The organism is Marinobacter sp. Hex_13 (assembly GCF_001566815.1).
GTDB classification, from domain to species: domain Bacteria; phylum Pseudomonadota; class Gammaproteobacteria; order Pseudomonadales; family Oleiphilaceae; genus Marinobacter; species Marinobacter salarius.
Window position 1 is genome coordinate 47,826 of the sequence record NZ_LSMM01000029.1, and the last position, 16,050, is coordinate 63,875.

The following is a 16,050-nucleotide window of genomic DNA, read 5'->3' on the forward strand; positions in this document are numbered from 1 at the left end:
CTTGGTGTTGGCTTGCACAATTTGGTAACGGTTTTACTATCCGAGATCCCGCGCCCCGGAGGTATTCGCGAAATGCCCCCCACACCTACGTCATTCGACGTATTGGTGCACGGTGACCGCCCCATTCTGCGCATCGGCCTCAAACCGCTGACAGTCAGGATGCGCCAACAGTGCTCTGGCTACCGCGGGCTCCAGACGCTGGCGAAAAGCCCGCAACATCTCCCGGGCTCCATAACGGGCATCGTAGCCACAGCACAGTTCGCCCCTAAGCTTAGTTGACAGTGACAGCACTGCGTGTTTTTTGCCCAGCCGCCGGTTGAGCCCCACCAACTCGATGTCCAACAGTGCTTCGAGCCAGTTATCAGCAAGGCTGTTGAAGGTAAGGATCTGATCAATACGGTTCAGAAACTCAGGGTCGAAATGCCGACGCAGAGCAACATCTCGCAAGTACCCACCCTCACCGGCCGACAACCCGAGCCAGCGGCGCCAACCTTTCTGATAACGTTGTTGGTGCGCCTCAGCATCCAGAGCCCCGGCATTGCTGGTCATGAATATCAGAGTGTTGCTGAAATCGATTTCCCGGTTACCGGAGGGAAACATCAGCCGACCGGTGTCCAGAACGTTCAACAGGGCGCGGACGACTTCCCGGCTGGCTTTCTCGATTTCATCAAACAACACAATGCCGGGCTTGCTGAACGAGCCCTGTACTTTGTCTAGATCAAACAGGCTGTAGCCTTCCTTACTGCCCACGTAGCCCGGCGGCGCGCCGGTAAGAGCGGCGGTATAGTGCTCCTGAGCCAGGGTGTTCATATCGATGCGGCACAGGCCATCCCGGCTGCCATGAATGGCTTCTGCAATCAGCCGAACGGTTTCGGTTTTACCCACACCTGTGGGCCCAAGGAATAGATGCACCGAGAGTGGCCGGTTTTCCTCGCCGATGTCGGCTTTCACTCGCACCAGCATGGATTCCATGGCTGTCAGGGCATCGTCCTGGCCAACGATGTTCTCCCGCAGGCGGGACATGACGGCATCTGGCTCAAAGCGAAACCGGGAAGCACGAACCGGGCCTGAGGCAGCCCGGTTTTGTTCTATGGACTCCCGGTTGGCTTCCAGCCGTTCGTTGATAAACGGCATCAGCAACTCCCGGCATTAAGCGCCTGCAGATTTTTCTTTACCGTCGAATGGCAGCTCACCCACCGGACATTCAGCGGTGCCCACGGTTTTGCGAGTCATTGCTTCAACGTTTTCCTGTGCCTTTTGAGCGTCCATCACCCAGGTGCGATAGAACTCAAACGGGCAGTCGGCTACGCCTTTGTCGCCATCGCCGGAGTTGTGAACACCGGTGTAGCCCCGGTGCAGCAGTTTGAACAGGTGGTTTTGAGACTGGTCATTCTGGCGTGCGTCGCGGATCTGACTGATCGAAAGCTGGGCATACTGAATTCCCATATCTTCCTCGCCACACTCTCCGAGAGTGCGGCCATCAAAGCCGATAATGGCGGAGTGGCCGAAGTAGGAATACACCCCATCAAAACCGGAGGCGTTGGCCACGGCCACATAACAGTTGTTGGCCCACGCCATGCTCTTGGACATCATCACCTGCTGCTCCTTGGCCGGATACATATAGCCCTGGCAGCGAACGATCAGCTCGGCACCTTTCATTGCACAGTCCCGCCATATTTCCGGGTAGTTGCCGTCATCGCAGATGATCAGGCTGATCTTCATACCCTTGGGGCCTTCGCTGACGTAAGTGGTGTCCCCCGGATACCAGCCTTCAATCGGGCACCAGGGAATACATTTGCGGTATTTCTGGACGATCTCACCTTCATTGTTGATGAGAATCAGGGTGTTATAGGGTGCCTTACTGGGGTGATCCTCATGCCGTTCGCCGGTTAGTGAGAAGATACCCCAGGTATTGGCCTCACGGCAGGCGGCAGAGAAGATGGCGGTTTCGTCGCCGGGAATCGTGGCAGCCGTTTCCATCATCTCGTCATTGTCGTACATGATGCCCATGGTGCTGTATTCCGGAAACACCACGAGGTCCATGCCGGGCAGGCCCACTTTCATACCCTTGATCATGTTGGCAATCTGGCGGGCGTTGTCCAATACCTCGGCTTTGGTATGCAACCGGGGCATCTTGTAGTTCACCACCGCCACACCGACGGTGTCGTTACTGCTGGAAATATCACCGTGTCTCATTAATTCGCTCCTCGTTAAACCGCCAGGTAACTGGCAATCTTTTCCTGGTCTGCTTCAGCCCTGTTCTCTTCGTGCACGATGGTTCCCTTCTCGATCACCAGAATCCGGTCCGCCGCGTCCATCACAAAGCTCAGGACCTGCTCAGAGACAACTATCGACAAACCGCGCTCATCGCGGATACGCCGTAGTGTCTGAGCGATCTCTTTGATGATATTGGGCTGAATGCCTTCGGTGGGTTCGTCAAGCAGCAGCACCTTGGGCCGCGTGGCCAGTGCGCGGGCAATGGCGAGCTGTTGCTGCTGACCACCAGACAGATTACCGCCGCGCCTGTTCTGCATTTCCTTCAGTACCGGAAACATCTCGTACAGATCCTCCGGTACCTTCTTTTCACCCACGGCGGACAGGGCCGTTTCAATGTTTTCCCTTACCGTAAGGGTTGGAAAAATCATCCGGCCCTGAGGCACAAAACCAATGCCAGCCCTTACCCGCTGGAAGCTCTTCAGGTTGGAAATGTTGGAACCATCCAGGCTGACCTCACCGCCTTTGGTGGGGGTCATGCCTACCAGGGATTTCATCAGCGTGGTCTTGCCCATGCCGTTGCGGCCCACCACGGCCACAATCTCGTTTTTTCCCACCTCAAGGTTCAGGTCCCCGATGATGGTGCTTTGGCCATAGGCCACCGAATGATGTTTGACGCTCAGCATGTTCAGTGCCCCAGATAGACTTCGATGACTTTCGGGTCCGACTTCACGTGCTCAATGGACCCTTCCGAAAGAACCTTGCCCTGGTGCATCACGGTCACCCGGTCGGCGATGTCACCAACGAACTGCATGTCATGCTCGATCACCAGTACCGTATGGTCCCGGGTGATCACCCGGAGCAGTTCGGCGGTTTTCTTGCGCTCGGCCACCGACATTCCGGCCACCGGCTCATCCAGCATCAGCAGATCCGGCTTCTGGATCAGCAGCATGCCGATCTCCAGCCACTGTTTCTGACCGTGGCTGAGCGAGGCCGCCGGTTCGTTCAGGGCGTCCGTCAGGAAGATGGTTTCTGCCACCTCTTCCACAGCCTCAACTACCGCCCGGTCCCGCTTGAAGGCCAGCGCCCCCATCACGCTGTGGCCCTGCGGGTAGGACACCTCGAGGTTTTCAAACACAGTCAGATCTTCAAACACCGATGGTGTCTGAAACTTCCGGCCCACACCGGAATGAACGATCTGGTGTTCCTTGAGTTTGGTCAGCTCCTTGCCGGCAAACTTGATCGAACCGGCAGTCGCCTTGGTTTTGCCGCAGATCAGATCGAGAACGGTGGTTTTGCCAGCACCATTGGGGCCGATAATGACCCGGATTTCCTTGGGGTCGAGGTAGAAAGACAGGTCATCCACGGCCTTGAAGCCGTCGAATGATACGGTCAGGCCCTCAACCGCCAGCAGAAAATCCGTGCCTTTGCTTTTGGCTGCACTCATCAGGATTTCTCCGGGCTGTAGGTATTGATCATCGGATCATAATCGTCAGCCTTTTCAGCACCAGGCTTGGTGGCCGAAGGCTCGGCGGTGGCGTTAGCCACAGGCGCTTTGCGTTTGAACAAGCGCTCTTCCAGGGGCATGACATAGCTGCGGTAAAGTCCTGCCAGGCCGTTCGGGAATGCCAGCACCACACCAATAAACAGAGCCCCCATGGCAAAAGGCCAGAGTTCCGGGAAGGATTCGGAAAAGCCACTTTTGGCGGCATTCACCAACAAGGCACCGTAAACCGCTCCGAGAATGGACAACCGGCCTCCAAGCGCACAGAAGATGACCATCTCGATGGAGGCAACAATGCCGATGAAGGACGGCGACATGAAGCCAACAATCAGGGTGAACATTGCGCCGCCGATACCAGCGAAGGCCGCCGCCAGGCAGAACACGAAAATCTTGAAGGCAGCCACGTCATAGCCTGAAAAGCGCACCCGCATTTCCTGGGCATTCATCGCCACGAGAATGCGGCCCAGTTTCCGGTTCTGGACAAGCCGTGCCACGAACAGGCAAAGGAACAGCATTCCGACACAGACGAAGTACAGGGCGGTCCGTGCCTCATCGGTGCGGATATCCCAGCCCATCAGGGTCTGCAGATCGGTAATGCCGTTTACGCCACCGGTGTAACCCTGTTGTCCGATAATCAGGATGGTCAGGATTGCGGCAATGGCCTGGGTGATGATGGCAAAGTACACGCCACCTACACGGCGGGTGAACATTGCAAAACCGATCACGAAAGCCAGCAGAACGGGCACGCCAATAACCGCGATCAACGTGAACGAGAAGCTATGGAACGGTTCCCAGAACCACGGCAGCTCGGTGAGCTGGTTCCAGTCCATGAAATCCGGAATGCCCGGGGTGGACTGGATCGCCGTCGCCTCTGGCGTGGAGGCTTCCAGCTTCAGGAACATCGCCATGCAGTATCCGCCCAGGCCGAAGAACACGCCCTGGCCCAGGCTGAGGATGCCGGCTTTACCCCAGCACATCACCAGTCCGATCGCCACGAAGGCGTATGTCAGGTACTTACCCACCATGTTCAGCCGGAACGGGTCCAGAACCAGCGGCAGGATGACAACCAGCAGAAACGCCAGCGCCAGGTAATACAGGCCCTCGCGGGAGCCGAACCATTTCAGGGGGGATGAACTCTTCATGACAATCTCCTAGCGACGGACCTTGAGGGCCATGAGTCCTTCTGGACGCAGCATCAGAATGCCGACGACAACCAGCAGGGTGAGTACCTTGGCCATGGAACCACTCAGGAAAAACTCCATGGTGGACTGGGCCTGGGAAATGCCGAAGGCGGAAATAATGGTGCCAATCAGGCTTTGGGCGCCGCCGAAGACCACCACCAGGAAGGTATCGACAATGTAGGCCTGCCCGGACGACGGCCCGGTGGAGCCGATCATGGTGAACGCGGCACCAGCAATCCCGGCGATACCGCAGCCGAGGGCAAAGGTTGCGCGGTCGATACCAGCACTGTTGATACCAACAGCCTCAGCCATAGGACGGTTCTGAACCACAGCCCGCACGTTCTTGCCCCAGCCGGAGCGGTACATGAGCAAGTAAACGGCGACTGCAATGGAGAGCGCGATGATCATCACGAACAAGCCGTTGATCGGCAGTTCCACCAAATCGGTCACCTGGAAGGCGCCCATCATCCATTCAGGAAGATCAACGCCCACTTCGCGGGCACCAAAGATGGAGCGGTAGGCCTGCTGCATGATCAGGCTCAACCCCCAGGTGGCCAGCAAGGTATCGAGTGGCCGGTGGTAGAGATGCCGTATCATCAGCCACTCAACGAGTGCTCCCAAGGCAGCGCATATCAAAAAGGCCAGGATGATGGCGAAGAAGAAGTAACCGCCAAACAGTCCGGGCAGGTAGGACTGGAAAAAACTCGACGTCAGGTAGGTGGTGTAGGCACCGAGGATCATGAATTCCCCATGGGCCATGTTGATCACGCCCATCTGACCAAAAATGATGGCCAGGCCCATTGCCATCAGTACGAACACTGAAAACAGGGAGAGCCCGGCAAACCCCTGCATGGCAAATATCGACATCAATTCACTGCTGGTGTAGCCATCGAACATGACCCTTCTCCCCTTCAAACCAACATGCTTTGCGTTGCGGAGGCGATGAAGGCCGGCGCGCGGTGGCGCCGGCCATTCCGTTTTACTGGTAACCTTCCGGGAACGGGTCTGGCTCCATCAGCTCTTCTGTTTCGTGAACCACCTTGTACTGACCATCAAGCTGGGCCTGGCCAATCCGGGTCTTGGACCACAGGTGATGGTTTTCGTGGATGCGTACGTAACCTTCCGGCGCCTTGGTGAATTCGATGCCTGCGAACTCTTCGCGAATCTTGTCGATGTCGAAAGAGCCGGCCTTTTCAACCGCCGCTTTCCACAACCAGGGACCGAGATACGCGGCCTGGGTAACGTCGCCGATCACCATGTCATCGCCGTAGGTTTCCTTGAAGGCCGCAACAAACTCCTTGTTGTTGGGGTTGTCCAGGCTCTGGAAGTACTTCATGGAGGCGTAGATACCTTCCACGTTGTCGCCGCCGATACCGCGGATTTCGTCCTCGGTTACGGAGATCGTCAGCAGCAGCGGTTTCTCGTCGGTGAAATCAACACCGGCGGCTTTCATCTGCTTGTAGAAGGCCACGTTGGAACCGCCCACCACGGAAGCGAAAATCACGTCGGGCTTCTTGAGCTTGATCTTGTTGATCACCGAGTTGAACTGGGTGTGGCCCAGAGGGTAATACTCTTCACCCACAACTTTCAGGCCCAGCTTATCGATGTGCTTGCGGGCGATCTTGTTGGAGGTTCGCGGCCAGATGTAGTCGGATCCGAGCAGGTAAAAGCTCTTGGCGCCCTTTTCCTTTACCGCCCAGTCGATACCCGCAAGAATCTGCTGGGTAGCTTCCTGGCCGGTGTAAACCACGTTCGGGGACTGCTCAAGACCTTCATAGAAGGTAGGGTAATACAGCATGCCGTTGTACTGTTCGATCACCGGCAGGATGGCCTTGCGTGACGCGGAGGTCCACGCGCCAAAGATCGCGGCCACATTATCCTGACGCAGAAGCTTGCGGGACTTTTCGGCAAACGTTGGCCAGTCGCTGGCGCCGTCTTCCTGAACAAACTCTATCTGGCGACCCAGAACACCACCAGACGCGTTTATCTGTTCAATCGCCAGCTTTTCCGCCTGCACCGAGCCAATCTCACTGATTGCCATGGTGCCGGTGATAGAGTGCAGTATACCAACCGTAACGGTGTCATCCGTCACCGCCAGATCGGTTGTATTGACTTCTGCCGTACTGGGTGTCGCCGCTTGCGCGGAGGTAGCCAGCATAACGGACGCCGCCAGTGTCATCAGACTTTTTCTAAACCCTGGCCTCTTGCCAGGCGATCGTATGCTGGCGTTTTTATCTGTCGTACCCATGGTGATTCCTCGCAGTGTTTGAAATCCGGTACCGCGCTTTTCATCGAAAGCACAGCGTCCACATCAAACATTCTGCTTGCGCCCTTTAAGGGAGCCCATTCGGCAATCACCCCAGCACACTACGTCATTTGACGCATTCCTGATTCCGGCAATACAGGCTAAAACGCGGGTACACGATTTAAATGTGTCCGCTTTTTCTTGCGTTCCTGTCCATGGCACGAAAATTGTTGGTGTTTTCAGGTCCGGTGCACCGCGCCACGCAACCGCACTTATTTTCGGGCACTCCTTATCCAGCGACACAGGCAACACAACGATGGCCGCACGACAAAGCATTTTCCGTGTAAGGCGCAATTACAATCAGTGGGTGGCTAACCAGACGCTCGAAGACTACGCCTTGCGGTTTACCGCAAAGAGTGCCCGGCGCTGGTCCGCCGCCCGCGTTACTAATACGGCTCTGGGAGCGATTTCCTTTCTGGCGCTGGAAGCCATCGGTGGGGCCATCACTATCCACTACGGATTCAACAACGCAGTCGCGGCCATCTGCGCCGTAGCGCTGATCATCTTTCTGACCGCTATACCCATCAGCTACTACGCCGCTCGCTATGGTGTTGATATAGACCTGCTTACTCGAGGCGCCGGCTTCGGCTACATCGGCTCCACCATCACCTCGCTGATCTACGCCTCATTTACGTTTATCTTTTTCGCAATCGAAGCGGCGATCATGGCCATGGCGCTGGAGCTGCTGCTGGATATACCGTTGGTAATCGGTTATCTCATTTGTTCGGTGGTGATTATCCCCCTGGTCACCCACGGCATAACCGCCATCAGCAAGTTCCAGCTCTGGACCCAACCGGCGTGGATTGTGCTGCAGCTGCTGCCGTTTGTTTTCATCATCTACATGGACGCCGGCTCGGTGTCAGACTGGACGCAGTTTGAGGGCACTGCCCCCAATCAGGGCGGCGAGTTCAACCTGCTGCTTTTTGGGGCAGCGTCGGCCGTGGTGTTCTCGTTGATTGCACAGATTGGCGAACAGGTCGATTTCCTGCGTTTTGTGCCTGAGCCTGAGCAAGGGCAGCGTTTGCGGTGGTGGACGGCGGTGATGGCCGGTGGGCCTGGATGGATCGTCATTGGTGCGTTGAAAATCCTGGCGGGCTCGTTCCTGGCTGTACTGGCCCTGAACCATGGCGTGTCGGCACTGGATGCCTCCGACCCCACCCGCATGTACATGGTGGCATTCGGCTATCTCTCGTCGTCTCCGGAAGTGGCGCTGGCCATCGCGGGCATCTTTGTCATTCTTTGCCAGGTCAAGATCAACGTCACTAACGCCTATGCAGGCTCCATTGCCTGGTCGAATTTTTTCTCACGTCTGACGCACAGCCATCCGGGCCGTGTGGTGTGGCTGGTCTTCAACGTGACCATTGCCTTGCTGGTGATGGAGTTGGGTGTTTATCGCGCCCTGGAAGAGACTCTGGGCTTCTATGGCGTCGTAGCGGTGGCGTGGGTGGGCTCCCTGGTGGCCGACCTGGTGATCAACAAACCACTGGGCTTCAGCCCGAAGCACATCGAGTTCAAGCGGGCACACCTGTACGACATCAACCCCGTTGGTGTCGGTGCCATGATACTGGCCTCGGTCATTGGTATGGTGTGCCACGGTGGCGCCATTGGCGACGTACCCCAGGCGCTGTCACACTTCATTACCCTGGGTTCAGCATTGGTGATCGCGCCCGTCATTGCCTGGCGTACTCGTGGGCGCTTCTATACCGCACGCCCATTCGTGCCCATCGCCACTGACCGACAACTTGTCGCCTGCTGTATCTGCGAACACGAATTCGAGCCGGAAGACGTGACTGGCTGCCCGGCCTATGCCGGCAATATCTGCTCGCTGTGCTGCTCCCTTGATGCCCGCTGCGGCGATTTCTGTAAACCCGGTGCAGGTTATCGGCATCAGCTGCAGCAGTTTTTTGGCCTGTTTATTCCCGAGTCAGTGCTCTCAAAACTACACTCGCGCATTGGCCACTTCCTGACGTTGTTGTTCCTGATCAACGGTCTGTCCGGGCTTCTTCTGGCACTGATATACGCCAAGACACCGGTGAACTCGCCCACCGAAGCCGCGCTGCTGTCGATCACCCTGTGGAAGGTGTTCTTCGTGCTGATCATTATCACCGGCGTGGTGTGCTGGCTGTTTGTGCTGGCCCATGAAAGCCGCGTGGTGGCCGAGGAGGAGTCCCAGCGACAGACCCGTCTTCTGACTGAGGAAATCGTGGCCCACGAGCGCACGGATCAGGCCCTGCAACAGGCCAAGGAGCACGCAGAAGCGGCCAACGGCGCAAAGAGCCGCTACCTGACTGGCATCAGCCACGAGCTGCGTTCACCGCTGAACGCAATCCTGGGTTACGCCCAGCTGATGGAGAACGACACCGCTATCCCCGACAACCGCAAGGACGCACTGGGTGTCATACGCCGCAGCGGTGAGTATCTGGCAGACCTAATCGAAGGCCTGCTGGACATCTCCAAGATCGAAGCCGGGCGGCTGGACCTGCACCGGGACGAAGTGCGTATTGACCTGCTGATGGAGCAACTGGTGCACATGTTCCGGCTGCAAGCGGAAGAGAAAGGGCTGGCTTTCAGTTACCACGGCCCTACCCGCTTACCCGAACTGGTGACCACGGATGAAAAGCGCCTGCGGCAGATACTCATCAACCTGCTGTCCAATGCGCTCAAATACACCGACAACGGCAGCATTTCGTTAACCCTGAAATATCGCAGCCAGGTGGCTGAGTTCACGATAAAGGACACCGGTGAAGGTATCGCCGAAGAAAACATCGAGCGCATATTCCGACCTTTCGAGCGTATACGCACCCCCGGACAAAGTCGCACCGGCACCGGGCTCGGGCTCACCATCACCCGGCTGTTGACCGAAATCATGGGCGGCGATCTCTCTGTAGAGAGCACGCCCGGGGAAGGCAGTACCTTCCGCGTCAGCCTGATGCTGTCCAGCCTGCATACCCCCCGCCCGGAATCCATGACATCTCCGGCCCGGCGCATTTATGGCTACAAAGGCCCGCGACGCAAGATCATGGTGGTGGATGACGAGTCCTCCCACCGCCAGGTGATCCGAGCCATGCTAGCTCCGCTGGGTTTTGAGATTGTCGACATCGGCAACTCCCTGGCGGTGGTGGATGCCATCGACAACAGCCATCCCGACTTGGTGTTACTCGATGTCTCCATGCCCGGTTACAGCGGCTGGGATATCCTTACGCAATTGCGAAGCAACAACCATCAGGTGCCCGTGGTCATGGTATCGGCCGACGCCAGCGAAGGACGCAACCGGCCGGAATCACCCACCCTGCACAACGGTTACATCATCAAGCCGGTGCGCTTGAACCTGCTGCTGGACCACATCGCCCGGCTGCTTACCCTCGACTGGCGCTTCGAGAAAAGCCCGGAACCGCTGGCAGCCACCATTACGCCCGAATCGGAAACGCTGATTCTGCCCGCGGCTGAACATCGCGCCGCGCTGGTGGGGCTGGCCACCATCGGCCACAAAAAAGGACTTCTTGAGGCACTGCACGGACTCCGTTACCGGAGCGAGGCCGATCCGGTGTTTGTAGAAGAACTTGTGAAGCTCACCAACGACTTCCAGTTCGAAAAAATCATCGATTTGATCAAGGTGACGGAACATGAGCACACCTGAAGCCCGAAAGACGGTCGTTATGGTGGTGGACGATGCAGTTGACTGCATTCGCATGATCAACGACGCCCTGGAAAGTGCCGGCATGACGGTATTGATTGCGCTGGAAGGCAGCCAGGCCCTGACCATCAGTCAGAACATCACCCCGGACATTGTGCTGATGGACGCCATCATGCCCAACATGGATGGCTTCGAAACCTGCCGTCGGCTGAAGCAGAATCCGGACTTCGCAAATACCCCCATCATTTTCATGACCGGCCTCAGCGATACTGAGCACGTGGTGATGGGGCTCAAATGCGGCGGCGTGGACTACATCACCAAACCCATTAACACCACCGAACTGATGGCTCGCATGCAGGTACATCTGACCAACGCCCGCATGGCACACAGCGCTCGGGCCGCACTGGATACCGCCGGACAGAACCTGTTTGCCGTGGACCGTCACGGAGCCATTCTGTGGTCCACCCCCCAGGTTCATCAGCGGCTCACTGGCGGCGGCTCCAACAACCTTGAGCTACTGACCAATAACCTGGCCAACTGGTTGAGCCACAATCCGGAGAACGGCCACAGCCTTACTCTGGATTTCCTGCCCGAGCTCCACGCGGTGGAGTTCCTCACTCTGGTCGACGAAAGGGAATACCTGTTGCGCCTGCAAGAGGTGCAGAAGCCCAGCGAGGCCACGGGCGCTCTGCGGACGCGCTTCAGCCTGACCGGCCGGGAGTCCGATGTGCTGTTGTGGATAGCCAATGGCAAAACCAACCGCGAAATCGGACAGATTCTGGAAATGAGCCCGCGCACGGTGAACAAGCATCTGGAGCAGGTATTTCGCAAACTGGGCGTGGAAAACCGCACGTCGGCCGCGGCTGCCGCCATCAAATGTCTGGCACGAACCTGACCACCACAGGCAACGAAAGGGGCGTAGCCGCAGGGAGGAGCCCTACCCGTTCCACACCGGATAAGATGGGCTAATCTTCCTGCCGAGGCCAACCCATGAACAACCCCATCGTCATTATCGGCGGCGCATCGCTGGATACCATCATCCAGCTCGATGCCCTGCCAACCCCAACACCGCAAACCCTGTGGCCCAAGAGCAGTTACAGATCCGTCGGCAGCACCGGTGCTGGCAAGGCGCTGAACCTTGCGGCGCTGGGGCGCAACGTAGTTCTGCATTCGCTGCTGGGGCAGGACACGGAGGCCGATCTGGTGCGCCACGCCCTGAATAAGCCTGGCATTGAGCTGCTTTCAGAAATCACCGACACGCCGACAGAACAGCACGTAAACCTGATGGACCCTCACGGCGGGCGGGTTTCGCTGTTTGTCCAACCTCCGGCTGACCCAAGTGTCGTTGATTGGGCATCGGTGACCTCCGCAATCTCAGGCTGCGAACTGGTGGTGATCAATATCCTGAGCTACACAAAGCCGGCGCTGGCCCTGGCACAAAACGCGAACAAACCGGTGTGGACCGATCTGCATGACTACGACGGTCGAAACCCACATCATCAGCCGTTTATCGATGCGGCGAACGTCATTTTCCTGTCCAACGACAATCTGCCGGACTATCGCAGTTTCATGAAAAAGATGATCGATGATGGCAAGGAGTTGGTGGTGTGCACCCATGGCAGTGACGGTGCCACCCTGCTTAGCCGGGACGGGCAATGGTTGGAACAGCCCGCGTTTCCGGTCGGTCAGGTGCAGGACACCAATGGTGCGGGTGACGCCTTCTTCAGTGGTTTTCTGTGTGGCCACCTTAACGGTGAAAACCTGAAGACCTGCCTTCGCCTCGGGGCGGTCTGTGGCGCACTCTGCGTGACCTCACAGTCCCTGGCAGCGGAAAACCTGAGCCTTCAGCGAGTTCATGACCATTTACGCGAGGGCGGCTGGTAGTTTTCCAGGGCGGATACCAGTTCGGTGGGCTGGTCTTTCACGATCACCATCTCGGCGTACTCAGGTTTCAGGAAGCCCGCGCCAGACATCGTGCGGATGAAGGCCAGCAGCTCATTGTAGTAACCATCCACGTTGTAAAACGCACAGGGCTTGCTGTGATATCCAAGTTGGCCCCAGGTCCAGGCCTCGAAAATTTCATCCATAGTACCCGGCCCGCCGGGTAGCGCCACAAAAGCGTCGGCCATATCCGCCATCAGCGCCTTGCGCTCGTGCATGCTGCTCACCACATCCAGGCGGGTCAGGCCCTGATGGGCCAACTCGCGGTCGCGAAGGGACTCGGGGATAACGCCATATACCTCCCGGCCGCCGGCCAGAACGGCATCGGCAACCACGCCCATCAGGCCCACCTTGCCACCACCAAATACAAGATCCATACCTTGGCTGGCCATATACTGGCCAAACACTCCGGCGGCTTGGGCAAAACGTTCATCATTTCCCCGGCTGGAGCCACAGAAGACAGCGATTTTCATGACGGAGTCCTATAACGCGTTCGTGGTTTGATCGGATGAGTAATATACTGTCAGATAGTGGCCAGGGAGCGCCAGCGTCAACGACTGGGACGAATAACAAGCACCAATGGGGCCATTACCATCAAGCCATTCAACACCCTCAAAAGCCGACTGATTCTTCTATTCGGTGGGTTGATACTCGTCACCACCGCCATTGGCACCTGGTTGGCTTCCAATCTGGCTGTTGAAGAACTACGCAAGTCCACCAGCCAAAACCTCCAGGAAGTGGCGGTGCAGTTGAGGGACAAGATCGAAATTGATCTCCACGAGCGCTACAGCGACCTGAGCATCGCAGCCGCTATTGCCAGTCAGTCCATTGAGGACGACCAGTCCGTCAGCGTACCGACTCTCCTCAATGCACTTCAGGACGCCTTCCCAAGCTATGCCTGGATCGGCCTGGTATCACCCGAAGGTACCGTCATCACGAGCACGGACAACCTGCTTCAGGGCGCCAATGTGTCTGAGCGCCCCTGGTTCCGTGAAGCCTCCAAAGGGCCCTTTCTCGGAGACGCTCACCTCGCGGTGTTGCTGGAGTCCAAACTCGATAACCCGTCCTCTGTTCCCCTTCGGTTTGTGGATGTTGCTGTACCACTGTATCGGGACAACGGCGAGCTCATGGGCGTTCTTGGTGCACACCTCTACCTGGACTGGGTGGCGTCCATTGGCCAGTCCTTGCTGGCCCCACTGCAAGAGCGCCTGCAGGCAGAACTCGTCGTGGCCGATCACAAAGGCACCATCCTGATCGGGCCAACAGACAGCATTGGTCAGGCCATTCCGGATTCACTGGCGGATGCGGCGAGCCGCAACCCTTCCGGCTATGTGACGGACTCGATGACCGCCGGAGCTTCAGATGAACAGACAGAATATCTGATTGGCTTCAGCCGCCTGCGTGATCGTGAGGAATACGCCAGCTTCAACTGGCGAGTGCTGGTACGACAGCCCGCTGAAGAAGCTTTTGCCCCGGCCAACAACCTTCGCCATACGTTGATTGCCACAGGTTTTGTTGTCTCGCTCTTGCTGATCCTGTTTGCATCCCTGGCCGCACGCTGGACCACTCGGCCCTTAATCAAGATGACCGAGGAAGCCCGAAACCTGGACCCGGATCAGCCCTCCACTCTGATTAAGCAGAGAGACGACTACGAGGAGGTAAAAACCCTATCGTCCACTCTCAGAAACCTGATCCTGAACCTGACTGAGAAAACCCGGGCAATGAACGAGCTCAATAGAACCCTGGAATACCGTGTCGAGGAACGAACACGGGAACTGGAGAACACCAACACCCTGCTGGAGGATGAAATCATCCAGCGGGACGCCATGCGCAGGGAGCGAGAAACACTGATCCGCCAATTGGAGGAAACCGTGCGCACCGACGCACTCACCGGCCTGAAAAACCGGAGACACTATTTCGAACTGGGTCGGACAGCGGTTAAAAAAGCAGTTCGATCAGGGGCGCCTTTGTCGGCCATTATGTTCGATGCGGATCACTTTAAAAAAGTGAACGACACCCACGGCCACGGCGTCGGTGATAAGGCGCTGGTCCATCTCAGCAAGCTGGCAACGGAAGCCTTGAGGGATATCGACATTGTTGCCCGTGTGGGCGGAGAGGAATTTGCCGTGCTTCTGGAGAACACCGACGAACCGGGCGCGGAAGAGGTCGCCGAACGCCTGAGAAGCTTCATCGAGAACAACCCGCTTCCGCTGGAGAGTGGGCACCTTACTTTGGCCATCAGCGCCGGCGTCGCCACCTTCTGGCCAAACAAGTCGGATAATCTGGATACCCTGCTACTCTACGCAGACCGGGCGCTGTATCAGGCCAAAGCCGGCGGACGAAACCGGGTTTGCCTCTATTCCAGTATCCAGAAAACCGTCAACGACTGACTTTCCACAACCAGAACGGAATCGTTTTCCATGAAAACCGTTTTTTCCCCTCTGCACAATCGCCGTACCGCCACGACCGAGCTGGACGGCGGCGTATTGATCGCCCCCCACGAGAAACCGTCCCGGGCGGAGACCATACTGGGCCGGGTCAAGCAGGAACAACTGGGAGACGTTCTTCCACCGGAGGACTTCGGCCTGGAACCGGTTCTGCGCGTGCACACCCCGGATTACGTGAGCTTCCTCCAGACCTGCTGGAAGGATTGGGAAGCCGAGGATAAACCCGGCGAGGCCATTCCCGCCGTTTGGCCGGGCCGGGGGATGCGGGAAAGGGTGCCAAAAGACATCGACGGCCGCCTGGGTTACTACAGCTTTGCCGCCGAGACCTCGATCACCGAGGGTACCTGGGACGCCGCCTGCGCCTCGGCAAACGTCGCACTGACCGCTCAGGCACTGGTGGCCAACGGGGAGCCTGCCGCGTTTGCACTATGCCGCCCACCTGGGCATCACGCCCATGCCGATCTGCTCGGAGGCTACTGCTTTTTCAATAACGCGGCTATTTCCGCCCAGGCATTTCGGGACCAGGGCGCCAAACGCGTGGCGATACTGGATGTCGACTTCCATCATGGCAACGGTACCCAGGCCATTTTTTACCAGCGCAGCGACGTGCTGACCATCAGTCTGCACGGCGACCCGGACCTGGTGTTCCCTCACTTCCTGGGGTTTGAGGATGAAACCGGCGAAGGCGACGGCAACGGCTATAACCAGAACCTGGTGTATCCACCCGGCACGCCCTTCGAGGTCTGGCGCGAAGGGCTGGAAACCGCTTGCCAACGCATTACGGAATACCAGCCCGAAGCACTGGTGATCGCTCTGGGAGTAGA

At 57.6% G+C, this 16,050-nt stretch carries 13 protein-coding genes; 5 read left to right on the forward strand and 8 right to left on the reverse strand.

Features of this window, described 5'->3' with window-relative positions:
- Positions 1-90: 90 nt before the first annotated feature.
- From AXW11_RS07445 to urtA, 7 genes are all read right to left on the reverse strand, one after another.
- Entirely contained in the window at positions 91-1,134 is a 1,044-nt protein-coding gene (locus tag AXW11_RS07445) for an AAA family ATPase (RefSeq protein WP_091644009.1), read from the reverse strand.
- Between the two features lie 15 nt (positions 1,135-1,149).
- Positions 1,150-2,196, reverse strand: a complete 1,047-nt coding sequence (locus AXW11_RS07450) for an aliphatic amidase (protein ID WP_075194624.1) — start codon at positions 2,194-2,196, stop codon at positions 1,150-1,152.
- A gap of 14 nt (positions 2,197-2,210) precedes the next feature.
- Complete coding sequence (gene urtE / locus AXW11_RS07455) at positions 2,211-2,900, reverse strand: urea ABC transporter ATP-binding subunit UrtE (RefSeq protein WP_075194623.1); 690 nt, start codon at positions 2,898-2,900, stop codon at positions 2,211-2,213.
- Between the two features lie 2 nt (positions 2,901-2,902).
- Positions 2,903-3,661: an urea ABC transporter ATP-binding protein UrtD gene (gene urtD, locus AXW11_RS07460; RefSeq protein ID WP_007153048.1), complete on the reverse strand. Its 759-nt coding sequence runs from the start codon at positions 3,659-3,661 to the stop codon at positions 2,903-2,905.
- A complete protein-coding gene (urtC, locus tag AXW11_RS07465) occupies positions 3,661-4,860 on the reverse strand; it encodes an urea ABC transporter permease subunit UrtC (protein ID WP_091644007.1) in 1,200 nt (399 codons plus the stop codon). The genes urtD and urtC overlap by 1 nt, the downstream gene beginning before the upstream one ends.
- Positions 4,861-4,869: 9 nt before the next feature.
- A complete protein-coding gene (gene urtB, locus AXW11_RS07470; RefSeq protein ID WP_007153046.1) occupies positions 4,870-5,796 on the reverse strand; it encodes an urea ABC transporter permease subunit UrtB in 927 nt (308 codons plus the stop codon).
- A gap of 82 nt (positions 5,797-5,878) precedes the next feature.
- Entirely contained in the window at positions 5,879-7,078 is a 1,200-nt protein-coding gene (urtA, locus tag AXW11_RS07475) for an urea ABC transporter substrate-binding protein (RefSeq protein ID WP_007153045.1), read from the reverse strand.
- Between the two features lie 382 nt (positions 7,079-7,460).
- On the opposite strand from urtA, the gene AXW11_RS07480 reads away from it, so the two are divergent.
- The 3 genes from AXW11_RS07480 to AXW11_RS07490 all read left to right on the forward strand — a co-directional run bounded on the left by AXW11_RS07480 (position 7,461) and on the right by AXW11_RS07490 (position 12,722).
- Entirely contained in the window at positions 7,461-10,841 is a 3,381-nt protein-coding gene (locus AXW11_RS07480) for a hybrid sensor histidine kinase/response regulator (protein ID WP_007153044.1), read from the forward strand.
- Entirely contained in the window at positions 10,828-11,733 is a 906-nt protein-coding gene (locus AXW11_RS07485) for a response regulator transcription factor (RefSeq protein WP_075194620.1), read from the forward strand. The genes AXW11_RS07480 and AXW11_RS07485 overlap by 14 nt, the downstream gene beginning before the upstream one ends.
- A 95-nt stretch (positions 11,734-11,828) precedes the next feature.
- Positions 11,829-12,722: a carbohydrate kinase family protein gene (locus AXW11_RS07490; RefSeq protein WP_091644004.1), complete on the forward strand. Its 894-nt coding sequence runs from the start codon at positions 11,829-11,831 to the stop codon at positions 12,720-12,722.
- On the opposite strand, the gene AXW11_RS07495 is transcribed toward AXW11_RS07490, so the two are convergent.
- Entirely contained in the window at positions 12,692-13,252 is a 561-nt protein-coding gene (locus AXW11_RS07495) for an LOG family protein (protein WP_036211620.1), read from the reverse strand. The two genes, AXW11_RS07490 and AXW11_RS07495, sit on opposite strands and share 31 nt — an antisense overlap.
- A gap of 57 nt (positions 13,253-13,309) precedes the next feature.
- Here AXW11_RS07495 and AXW11_RS07500 point away from each other — a divergent pair, with 57 nt between their 5' ends.
- Together AXW11_RS07500 and AXW11_RS07505 are read left to right on the forward strand one after the other, a co-directional pair.
- On the forward strand, positions 13,310-15,169 hold the full coding sequence (locus tag AXW11_RS07500; RefSeq protein ID WP_091644002.1) for a sensor domain-containing diguanylate cyclase: 1,860 nt from the start codon (positions 13,310-13,312) through the stop codon (positions 15,167-15,169).
- A 30-nt stretch (positions 15,170-15,199) separates the two neighbouring features.
- On the forward strand, positions 15,200-16,050 hold an 851-nt coding region (locus tag AXW11_RS07505; protein ID WP_286792059.1), incomplete at its 3' end, for a histone deacetylase family protein.